Consider the following 10470-nt stretch of genomic DNA (forward strand, 5'->3'; position numbering starts at 1 on the left):
GCCTGGGGGAAGAGAAGAACCGGATCGAGGAGCAGCTCTTCTCCAGGAACCGTGACTTGTTCACGGACCTGAGGCTCGTGTTCTTCGACACGACGAGCCTGTACGTTCACGGGGAGGGGGGAGAGCTGGGGGCGCGCGGGCACTCCCGCGATCACCGGCCGGAGCTCAACGCGGTGCTGTCCCGTCCGGGGCGGTACCGGGTGGTGGCCGAGAACCTCCAGGTGAAGGAGGTGGTGGTGGAGGGCCGGCGGTACATCGTGTGCCTGAACCGCGACGAGGAGGCCAAGGACGCCCGCGACCGGGAGCTGATCCTGGAGGCGCTCCAGTACAAGCGGCTGCTCACCGGGGAGCGGTTCTTCCGGGAGGCCAAGGACCTTCTGGAGACGCGCCCGATCTTCCACGAGTACCAGGCGACGATCGCCGGGCACATCTTCGTGAGTTTCCTGGCCCTGGCGGTGCGGCACGAGCTCGGGGCGCGGCTCGGGAAGAGGGGGCACGAGGTGGAGTGGGCAGACGTGGTGCGGGACGTCACAGAGGTGCGGGAAGTCGAGGTCCGTCACCGGGGGAAGGACTACATCCTGCGCCCCCCGCTGCGGGGGGTGAGCGGCAAGGTGTTCCAAGCGGCGGGAGTGGCCATCCCCCCACCGGTGCGAGAGGCCCTCCCCCCTGGTGCCAAGGCCTGAGTCTGCCTCCCCAAGTGCCCTATAGAAGAGAACTCTTCAAAACCAACTGTAGAAGATGGGTAATGGATGACGAGGCTGTTGAAGTCCTTGGAGATGGCGTAGAGGTTCCCATCGAAGGTGAACGCGTCCAGCAGCACTGGGATGAGGTCCTCTTTGTGAAGGATCTTGGACTGCGCGATGTACTGATCCAGGGGTGCAAGGGCCCCGGTCTCGGCCCCCTCCCTCGCCCAGTACACGTCGAGATAGAGGATGTCGGGGGCGGTACCGGCGGCCAGCGTCCGCATGGCGAATGCGAAGTAATCATCGGTGATCGGCTCCCAGACGACCTCTACCCCCGGGATCTTGCCGGCCACGAATCGGGCGAGCACGTCCTGCATCAGAGGTGTATCGACGGAGTGCCCAGCGAGAGTGATGATCACCTTTTCTTGGGCGAGCCCGACCGAACAAACCAACACCACCAGAAGTACTGACAACAAGATCCTGCGCATCGTTTCCTCCTTTTATTTCGCTTGTTTATCGCCTCGTTTCAACCTATTCAATTCAATTTTTTCACCCTCTTTGTAACCGGTTTCAAACTCATTGTAGGGTTGCACCATCCCCCTGTCAAGCCCGACTGGGCACAGTGCTTTCCCGGACGACAAGCGTGGTTGGGAAGATCTTGCCCAGCGGAGCCGCCACCCCCCTGAGCACCTGGAGGATGAGCCGGCCCGCTTCTTCACCCATCTCACTGATCGGTTGTCGCACCGTGGTCAGCGGGGGATCGAAGAAGCTTGCATAGGGGATGTCGTCAAACCCAATGACAGAAGCATCCTTTCCGGCGCGTATCCCGGCCTCCTTGAGGGCGATGATCGCCCCCATGGCCGCCAGGTCACTGGCCGCGAATACGCCGGAGGGTTGGTACCCCCGGTTGAGGGATTCCTTGATCGCCCTGTAACCGCTCTCGAAGGAGAAGTCTCCGTACACGATGTGGTGTTCCTTTGTCCCATGGGCAACAAGCGCTGCCTTGTACCCGTGTTCCCGAGCTAAGGACCCGGTATGTGCCTTCGGCCCATTGATGAAGAGGATCCTCTCATGGCCGAGCCCGATGAGGTACTCGGTGGCCATCCGGGCCCCACCGTAGTTGTCGGCGTCGACAAAGCTCACCCCGGGATAGCCCAGGGGGTTCCCCACCGTGACCAAAGGCACCCCGTTTTGGAGGAAGTGCCGGAGGCGCTTGTCGTTCTTGCGAACGCCAAGGACGACGACGCCCTCGGTCAGGCCCTCGTGGGCCATGTTCCGACAAGAGGATTCATAGTCCTCCTCCGAATCGGCCGTGGCCAGGATCAGCCGGAACCCTTCCCCCTCCAGGACGCGGCTGATCCCGCGCAGGAACTCCAGGAAGAACAGGTGGGAAGAGAGGCGCCTTGCGGTGTGGGCCACCACCAGCCCGATGATCCCCGTCCGCCGCAGGCTCAGCCCGCGCGCCACTAAATTGGGTGCATAGGAATGGGCCTTGATGACTTCCTCCACCTTCCTCCGGGTGGTCGGGCTTACACCGGGCTTGGCGTTGAGGACCCGCGATACTGTGGCCTTGGACACACCAGCAAGGTCGGCGATCTCCTTGATGGTCAGCTTCTTTTGCATGTATCATTGTTCCCAGTTTCGAGACCGGTTTCAACCGATTGTCAACCTGCTCGGACAAAGGGGGAAGGATGAGGATCAAGGCAGTGATCTTCGACCTAGATGGAGTCATCGCGGACACGGCCGAGCACCATTATCGCGCGTGGAAACGACTGGCCGAGGAATTGGGGATACCGTGCCCGCCCGAGCGCAGGGACCAGGTGCGGGGGGTTTCCCGCCGCCGGTCGCTCGCCATCGTCCTCACCGGCAACCCCCAAGCCAACGAGGACGATGTACAGGATCTGGTCACGGGGGAGGAGGCGGAACGGCTCATGGCCCGAAAGGACGGTTACTATCAGGAGCTGATCCAGGAGATCGGCTCAAAGGACCTCCTTCCTGGGGTGCGGGAGCTCATTTCTGACCTCCGCCGGCAAGACGTAAAGGCCGCCGTGGCCACGGTTTCCAAGAACGCCGGCGATGTCCTCTCGCGGCTCGGGGTCCTGGAGGAGTTCGACGCCATCGTCGATGGCCATTCCGGTGCCAGAAGCAAGCCCGCTCCTGATCTCTTTTTACAGGCAGCCGCTCGGCTCGGCGTCGCCCCTGGGGAGTGCGTGGTGGTGGAGGACGCCCCAGCCGGGATCGAGGCCGCCGAGGCCGCGGGGATGCTCGGGGTAGCAGTAGGGCCCCAAGAACGGTTCGCCGAGGTCAAGCCAGAGCTCGTCATCCCCTCCTTGGCGGGTCTGTCCTACGAGAGGCTGGTGGCACTCCTCGCTTGGGAAGAAGAAAGGACGAAGGGCTGGCGCGTTGAGGCGCCAGGGTTCGAGCCCGTCTCACAACGCCGGTTCGAGACGAACTTCACGGTGGGTAACGGCTACCTCGGAACCCGGGGTACCCTCGAGGAGGGGCACCCGGGGGAACTCCGGGCGACCTTGATCCACGGGCTTTTCGACGCCGCCCCGATCTTCTCTTCCGAGCTTGCCACCGCCCCGGATTGGACCCACGTTCAACTGTTCGTGAATGGGAAACCTTTTTCCCTCCAGCACGGGGAGACGCTCTCCCACAAGCGATGGCTTGACCTGCGCGATGGGGTCCTCCACCGGTATGTCCGGTGGCGGAGCTCCGAGGGGCGGACGGTGGAGGTGCGCACAACCCGGTTCGCCTCGATGGCCGATCCCCACCTGTGTGTCCAGGCTTATGCGATCACGGCCTTGGACTGGGGGGGTGAAACCGAGATCAGAACATGGCTTCCCGCTAGCCCGGAGAACCCCGGAATACCCCCGTTTCCGGAGGTAGGACTCTGCCATTGGGAGCGGGTTTCCCATGGTTTCCCGAATCGGCAAACCATGCTTCTTCATCTTAGAACCCGCCGCTCCAGGGCCGAGCTTGCTATGGCGATGGGGCTTCGCTTGGCGGGGATCCCAGATGCGGTGTTCTCGCCCCTTAGCTGCCCTCACCATCCAGGAATGGCGATCCGGTTTCGCCTAGAGCCTGGGGAGACCGCGGTCGTGACCAAGTTTGTCACCGTGTATACCTCCCATGACGCAGCGGACCCCAGCCAAGCGGCGCTCGACCGACTGGATGAGGCAAAGCGCCGCGGCCTTGCCGCCGTCCTCCGCGACCACCGAGCCTCCTGGAAGAAGCTTTGGCAGGACTGCGACATCGTGATTGAGGGGGACGAGGTGGCCCAGGCCGCGGTCCGGTTCAACCTGTACCACCTCCTCATCGCCGCCCCCCGCACGGCGGAAGCGAGCATCCCGGCCAAGGCCCTCACCGGCTTCGGCTACCGCGGCCATGTATTTTGGGACACGGAGATCTTCATGCTGCCGTTCTTTGCCTTCACCCAGCCCGAGGTCGCCCGCCGCGTCCTCGCTTATCGGTACCGCACCCTTCCTGACGCGAGGGAAAACGCCCGCTACAAGGGCTCCCGGGGAGCGATGTACGCCTGGGAGTCAGCCTACGACGGCCGCGAGGTCACCCCGCGGTGGGTTCCCAGGGGGGACGGAACGCTGATCTCCATCCTGACCGGGGAGTTGGAACACCATATCACCGCCGACGTGGCCTACGCAGTGTGGCAGTATTGGAAAACAACAGGCGATGACGAGTTCATGCGAACCTCCGGGGCGGAGATCATCTTGTCCACGGCCCAGTTCTGGGCGAGCCGGGTGGAAAAGGAAGGGGAGCAGTACGTCATCCGTCACGTGATCGGCCCAGACGAATACCATGAGGATGTGGATAACAATGCCTTCACCAACGCCATGGCCCGCTGGAACCTCCGAGCCGCAGCGGCGGTCTGGGAGTGGCTTGCCGGCTTTCCGGAGCACGCGGCTATGCTGATGGAGAAGCTTGGCTTGACCCCGGAGGAGGTCCGGGGCTGGACGGAAATCGCCAATCGCATCTACATCCCTTACGATAGCCGCACCGGGCTCCTCGAGCAGTTCCAGGGGTACTTCTCCCTGGAAGACGTGGAACTCGGTGCTCTTGAGCCCCGGACGTGTTCGGTGTGGGACCTCCTCGGGCCGGAGCGCACACGGCGGTTGCAGATCATAAAACAACCCGATGTGCTCATGCTTTTCTGCCTCCTCCCCGAAGAATTCCCCCCGGAGGCCCTGCGGGCAAACTGGGACTACTACGAGCCCCGAACCGACCACCGGTTTGGCTCCTCCCTTGGGCCCGCGGTCTACGCCATCTTGGCCTGCCGCGTTGGGGATCTGGATCGGGCTTATGAGCATTTCCTGCGGGCCGCGCTCGTGGACCTTCACGATCTGCGGGGAAACACAAGCGACGGGATCCATGCCGCCTCTTGCGGGGGGGTGTGGCAGGCGTTGGTGTTCGGGTTCGGCGGCCTTCGCTTCGGCGAAACCGGCCCCGTTGCCTGGCCTAACCTGCCCCGCCACTGGCGGTGTTTGAGGTTCTCCATTCGCTACCAGGGAAAGCTCTTCTCGTTCCGCCTGACCCCGGAGATGCAGGGCCCGGTAAGCCCCACCTCTTCTCAGTAAGGCCGGTGATAGAGCTGATCGAGGCCGGCAAGGCCCGTTCATGGGGGCGATCCGCAAGTCGCGCGGGTTGCGGAAACGGAGGGGGGTGTGGCTCCCTGGTCATGTTTGACTGGGGGGAGATCCGTCGGCTAGAATCACGTCGGCAACGAGGTTTGTTGAGCCGTTGCGAAGACAGATCACGGGGCGTGGCGCAGGCCGGAAGCGCGCCTGCTTTGGGAGCAGGAGGTCGCTGGTTCAAATCCAGTCGCCCCGACCAAAACTGCTCTTCCCGGCTATGGCGCGTGGAAGTCGCCGGCGAGCAGGCGGGCCGCCGCCAATAGGTCCGGGGCGGTCAGGCAGTCCAGCCCCTCGTGCACTCCGTCGCGGTCGAGGAGGATCGGGGTGATCCCCACCGCCCGGGGCCCCATCACGTCGTATTCGTACACATCGCCGATGTGCACGACCTCGTGGGGTTTCGCCCCCACCTCCGCTAGCGCGTACGCCCACATCTCGGGATTGAGCTTCCCGTGGGGGGCAGCGGCATCCAAGGGGCTCACGAAACACGTGAAGTACCCGCTGATCCCGTGCCGCTCCACGCTCCGCCGGATCGTGCTCGGTGTCCGATGGGACACGATCCCCAGCGCGATCCCCTCATCCCGCAGGAGCCGCAGCGCCTCCGGAACCTCCGGGTACAGGAGCTCCCCCATCTCCTCGGGCAGGCGCTCCCACATGTCCTCCACCTGCTCCGCAAGACGGGCGATCACGCGCTCGTCCCCAATCCCAAGGCGGCCGAGGAGGCGTCGGTCGAGCTCGATGAACTTCTCCCGGGTCCACTGGGTGAAATCGCCAAGGTTCGCGTTCTCCCAGTCCTCGGTCTCCCGGTACGCGCGCTCGACCTCGACAAGCTCCACGGGGTAGCCCAGCTTGGTCAGCATCCGCTGGAGAAAACGGGGTGGGTGAAACCCGTCCGGGAAGTGGACGAGGGTCCCGTCCATGTCCAAGAACACTGCCCTGATCTTACCGTCGCGCAATCGAACCCCTGCGTCCAGGGGACGCGGAAGATCACGGCGCTCCTGAGCTTACCTGCGCCGTGAGTCTAGGGGATGACCTTGTACACCGCGTCGTCCTCACGGACGCGGCCGGTCACCTTGACCGCCACCTCGTCGCCGGGCTTGGCCTCCTGAACTTCCTTGTGTTCGATCTGCATCGACTCCACGCACTGGGTGAGATCGGTGCTCCGCCCGCGGATGCGGATCGTGTCGCCCACCTTCAGGGGATCGGTGAGGGCGAACACGGCCACGCCGATGCGGGCAAAGAAGTGGGTCACCTTGCCGATACGCCTCTCTTCCATGATCGTCACCCCCAGGAGATCATACCCGCCGGGGCGCGCCCTTGGCCAACGCAGCCCCCTACAACCGCTCGCGCTTCGGGGGGCGGCCCATCAGCTCGTCCACCTTGGCCAGCGGAACGGCGCCCTCATACAGGATCGCGTACACCGCCTCGGTGATCGGCATCTCCACCCCGCGCGCCCGCGCGAGCGCCCGCACGGCCTGGGCGGCGTACACCCCCTCGGCGACCATGTCCATCCCGGCCAGGATGTCGCCGAGGCCCTCCCCGCGCCCGATCCGCTCCCCCACCAGCCGGTTCCGGCTGTGCCGCGAGGTACAGGTGGTCACAAGGTCTCCAAGGCCGGAGAGCCCGAACAACGTTTCCTTGCGCGCTCCAATGTGCACCGCCAGCCGCACCATCTCCGCGAGTCCCCGGGCGACGAGGGCCCCTTTCGCGTTGTCCCCGTAGCCGAGGCCATCGCACATCCCAGCGGCCACAGCGATCACGTTCTTCACCGTGGCCCCGTACTCGACCCCGCACAGGTCGTCGGTGAGGTAGACGCGGAACCGGTCGGTCATCAGGGCTTCCTGAAGTTTCGCGCCGAGGTCCACGTCCCGACCGGCGAGGACCACCGCTGTCGGCTCGTCCCGGCCCACCTCCTCGGCATGAGAGGGTCCAGACAGGGCGAACACGGGGCTCCCCGCTAGCTCCTCCGCCAGGACCTCGGACATGGTCGCGAGCGTCCCCCGCTCGATCCCCTTGGCCAGGCTGACCAGGGCCACCGGGCGGTGCTCCCCCAGCACGCCCGCCAGTCGCCGGGCGATCGGGCGCATGGCGAAGCTGGGCACGGCGAACAGGAACACTTCCCCGTGCGCCGCGGCTTGGCCGAGATCGGAGGTGATGACGAGGCTTGCGGGGAGCTCGACCCCAGGCAGGTACTTCCGGTTCTCCCGCTCCCGGGCCAGGGCTCCCGCCCGGGCGGGATCGCGCACCCAGAGGCAGGTGTCGTGGCCCCTCAACGCGAGGAGCCGGGCCATGGCCGTGCCCCATCCGCCCCCACCCAGGACCGTCATCTTCATGACGGTCCACTATGCCTTGAGCGCGGTGAGTCCGTCAAGGTCGCGATCGGTCACCGCGATTGGGATAACGACGGCCCGGACGGGTTCGGCGCTCGCCGCCACCACCTGTGGCATCTCCCAAGGGCGGGCGCTCATTCCCGCAATGTCAGCCACTCCGGGCACCGCCCTTCGCCCCCGCACCGGGCGAGCTCGGCCATGGCTGCGGGGGAAAGCGCAGTTCGTCCTCGTCCACAACCGCCTGGTACGTATGCACCAGCGTCCACGGGTGCCCCAGCCGCTCGACCACCCACCCCATCCCCTTCGCCCGGACCAGGGCGGCGATCACCTCGCATCCCACGCGGTACAGGGAGGGGGCGAGGGGATCGAGGAGCAAAGCCCGCCCACTCCACACGAAGAGTGCGGGAGCAGCGATTGAACGCCCAGATGGTGGAACTCGTGGGCCAGGGTCCCCAGCGCCCAGACGCCGGTGGGGATGCACAGGATGTCCAGCACCACCGCCGAATCCACCGTGTACGCGGGGCTTCTGCCGTCCAGCACCAGGTACACCGTGGTCTCGATCCTGGCGTGCGCGGGAAGCATCCTCCGCGCCTGGTCCACGGCCCGGTCCACCCAGAGCGGGATGGAAAGCGTCCGTAAGCTTTCCTGAACTCGGGGAACGTCCTCCATGGCCCGCTGCCAGGCGGCGTGGATCCGCGCCAGGCGGGGCGATCCCGCAGGGGGCGGCTCACCTTGCTGGAGGGCGAGAAGCATCTGGAGGAACGTGGCCTCGGTGAACGCGGGGTCCAGCCGGCGGTGGTGGGCGATCAGTGCCTGATGGCCGGGGAGGCACACCAAGTCTTGAAGGGCGGCGGGCCACGCCCGGCCGGCGGCTACGTCGGCCAGGAACGCCAGCGCCGCTTCGGCGGCCGCGGCATCCACCGTTTGCCCCATCGCCACAGCGCCGGTGATGAGGAGGCCGAGCGCGATGAGCCAGCGCATCCCCGGCACCCTCACCCCTCCTCGGGGAGCCGGATGTCGGCATAGCAAAACCCGATGGCCGCCCGCGCCTCTTGTTCGGCAATCCACCGCTCAAGCCCCACCTGCTGCATGTGCGCGTTGTCCGCCAGGCACGTCGGGTACCGCCGGAGCATGGCGAAGTGCGGGCACGGGAAGTCGGAGCAGGAACTGCACACGGTGATGCCCCGGTCGTGGGCACACACGCGGATCGGGCACGCCGGGTACCCTCCCCCCTCGCGGCAGCCGGCGCACGGCCGGTCGGCGAGGAGGTTGAGCCCCTCCCAGAACGTGGGGAACAGCTGCTCGAGGCCGGGGATGTCGAAGCAGCCGCGGTCGTACCCCTCCCGGCGCAGGGCTTCCCGCAGCGCGGCTGCCTGGTGGGGGATCCGCCGCCGGCCGGCGCACAGACCGCAGTAGAGCCCGCAGTAGCAAACCTCGGTCGAGTCCAAAGCTCCCTCCTTCATCGCCACAGGAACCCGGCGTCCACCGGGACGATGGCCCCGGTGATCCCAGACGCGGCCGGGGAGGCGAGGAACGCCACGGCCCGCGCCACCTCCTCCACCTTGGTCACCCGGCCCAGGGCGAACCGGGGCAGCCACGCCCGGTGCTCGGGGTCCTCCGGGTCGAACGCGTTGTCCGCCCAGGTCAGGGCGACCCCGCAGGCGCGGATCCCCCGGTCGCCGAACTCGGCGGCCAGGGCCCGGGTGAGGGCCACCGCCGCCCCGTTCGTCGCCGCGTACGCGGCCTCCCCGGCCCCGTCCCGCAGGCCGACGGTGGACAGGACGTTCACGATCACCCCTTCCCCGCGCCTGAGCATCCCTGGCAGGACCCGACGGGCGGTGAGGTAGTAGGCGAACCCCTTGTACAGGAGCTGGTCCCGCCACTCGTCGGCCGTGTACGCCAGAAACGGTTTGCACAGGGCGCTCGTGGCGTTGTTGACGAGGATGTCCACCGGGCCCAGGCGCCCCTCGATCTCCCCGGCCATCCGGTCCACCTCGGTCGGGTCGCGGGTGTCGCCGAGGACGAGGGTAGACCGGCGGCCGAGGGCGGCGATGGCGTCCCGCACCGCTTCCCCCCGCGAGGTGCGCCCGTGCACGGCCACGTCCGCCCCGTCCCGGGCCAGCTCCAACGCCACCGCCCGCCCAATCCCTCGCGTGGACCCGGTTACCCACGCCACCGTTCCCGCCAGGGGCGTCGGTTCACCCAAGGTAGCCCTCCTTGGTCAACGCCGACGCCCCTGGCGGTGAAGTGGAGCAGTCCTCGCGATCGGTTTCCCTCGCGTAGCGCATGAGAAGCCGAACCTCCTCTGCGGACAGCCCCGCGTCCCGCAGCCCCTGGACGAGGCCGTGGAACACCCGGCGGCGACGCAAGCAGGCCCGCGCCGCTCGCCACGCCTCCCGTGTCAACTCAAACATCCCCATCCCCCCCAACCGGCGTTCACGGGCGACGGACCGCCCAAGCCTGGGCGGGATCCACGCCCTGACCGTGTTCGTGGAGAAGCCCTTCATCCCCCGGGCCCCGGACGCCGAGGCGAACGGCCACCCCTATCGGTCAGGTGAGCTCCTGGGCTACTACTGGGACTGGGAGATCCTCTATTGCACGGAGGAGATCTTTGACTGCCACTCGAGCGGGATCCCCCACCGCCACGCGGTGAACCGGGTCATCGCCCGCAAGCCGGGAGGGTGACCATGGCCGACAGGACGATGCGGGTGCTGGGGATCGTGGGCAGCCCCCGCCGGGCTGGGAACACGGACGTCCTGGTGGGGCAGGTGTTGGCCGGGGCGGAGCGGGCTGGGGTGGCTTTCCTGT

General features: G+C 66.6%; 13 protein-coding genes and 1 tRNA gene. 5 read left to right on the plus strand and 9 right to left on the minus strand.

Going from position 1 to position 10470, the window contains the following annotated elements; all coding sequences use genetic code 11:
• A partial coding sequence (locus NUV94_07555) for a hypothetical protein (GenBank protein ID MCR4392593.1) occupies positions 1-683 on the plus strand: 683 nt, incomplete at its 5' end.
• A gap of 62 nt (positions 684-745) precedes the next feature.
• The gene (locus NUV94_07560) at positions 746-1153 is read left to right on the plus strand and encodes a hypothetical protein (protein MCR4392594.1); all 408 of its coding nucleotides are present in this window, start codon (positions 746-748) and stop codon (positions 1151-1153) included.
• A 133-nt stretch (positions 1154-1286) separates the two neighbouring features.
• Here NUV94_07560 and NUV94_07565 read toward each other — a convergent pair whose 3' ends face one another.
• Positions 1287-2306 carry a LacI family transcriptional regulator gene (locus NUV94_07565; protein MCR4392595.1) on the minus strand — a complete coding sequence of 340 codons (1020 nt, stop codon included), beginning with the start codon at positions 2304-2306 and terminating at the stop codon, positions 1287-1289.
• Positions 2307-2374: 68 nt separating this feature from the next.
• Between NUV94_07565 and pgmB the strand changes: the two genes are divergently transcribed.
• Positions 2375-5278: a beta-phosphoglucomutase gene (gene pgmB / locus NUV94_07570; GenBank protein ID MCR4392596.1), complete on the plus strand. Its 2904-nt coding sequence runs from the start codon at positions 2375-2377 to the stop codon at positions 5276-5278.
• Positions 5279-5457: 179 nt separating this feature from the next.
• Positions 5458-5534: transfer RNA gene (locus NUV94_07575), tRNA-Pro, on the plus strand.
• Positions 5535-5550: 16 nt separating this feature from the next.
• On the opposite strand, the gene NUV94_07580 is transcribed toward NUV94_07575, so the two are convergent.
• The 8 genes from NUV94_07580 to NUV94_07615 form a co-directional block, all read right to left on the minus strand.
• Positions 5551-6288, minus strand: a complete 738-nt coding sequence (locus NUV94_07580) for an HAD family hydrolase (GenBank protein MCR4392597.1) — start codon at positions 6286-6288, stop codon at positions 5551-5553.
• 65 nt (positions 6289-6353) lie between these two features.
• Positions 6354-6608: a translation elongation factor-like protein gene (locus tag NUV94_07585; GenBank protein ID MCR4392598.1), complete on the minus strand. Its 255-nt coding sequence runs from the start codon at positions 6606-6608 to the stop codon at positions 6354-6356.
• A gap of 58 nt (positions 6609-6666) precedes the next feature.
• On the minus strand, positions 6667-7665 hold the full coding sequence (locus NUV94_07590) for an NAD(P)-dependent glycerol-3-phosphate dehydrogenase (GenBank protein ID MCR4392599.1): 999 nt from the start codon (positions 7663-7665) through the stop codon (positions 6667-6669).
• A 145-nt stretch (positions 7666-7810) separates the two neighbouring features.
• The gene (locus NUV94_07595; protein ID MCR4392600.1) at positions 7811-7990 is read right to left on the minus strand and encodes a hypothetical protein; all 180 of its coding nucleotides are present in this window, start codon (positions 7988-7990) and stop codon (positions 7811-7813) included.
• Entirely contained in the window at positions 7987-8643 is a 657-nt protein-coding gene (locus NUV94_07600; protein MCR4392601.1) for a hypothetical protein, read from the minus strand. The genes NUV94_07595 and NUV94_07600 overlap by 4 nt, the downstream gene beginning before the upstream one ends.
• An 11-nt stretch (positions 8644-8654) precedes the next feature.
• Entirely contained in the window at positions 8655-9110 is a 456-nt protein-coding gene (locus tag NUV94_07605; protein ID MCR4392602.1) for a DUF3795 domain-containing protein, read from the minus strand.
• 11 nt (positions 9111-9121) lie between these two features.
• Positions 9122-9868 (minus strand): SDR family oxidoreductase, encoded by a 747-nt coding sequence (locus NUV94_07610; GenBank protein MCR4392603.1) that lies wholly within the window; start codon positions 9866-9868, stop codon positions 9122-9124.
• A complete protein-coding gene (locus NUV94_07615; GenBank protein ID MCR4392604.1) occupies positions 9861-10076 on the minus strand; it encodes a hypothetical protein in 216 nt (71 codons plus the stop codon). Before NUV94_07615 ends, NUV94_07610 begins: the two co-directional genes overlap by 8 nt.
• A gap of 76 nt (positions 10077-10152) precedes the next feature.
• On the opposite strand from NUV94_07615, the gene NUV94_07620 reads away from it, so the two are divergent.
• On the plus strand, positions 10153-10347 hold the full coding sequence (locus NUV94_07620) for a hypothetical protein (GenBank protein ID MCR4392605.1): 195 nt from the start codon (positions 10153-10155) through the stop codon (positions 10345-10347).
• The last annotated feature ends 123 nt before the right edge of the window (positions 10348-10470 follow it).

It is taken from the genome of Candidatus Acetothermia bacterium (assembly GCA_024653305.1).
Lineage (GTDB): Bacteria > Bipolaricaulota > Bipolaricaulia > Bipolaricaulales > Bipolaricaulaceae > JACIWI01.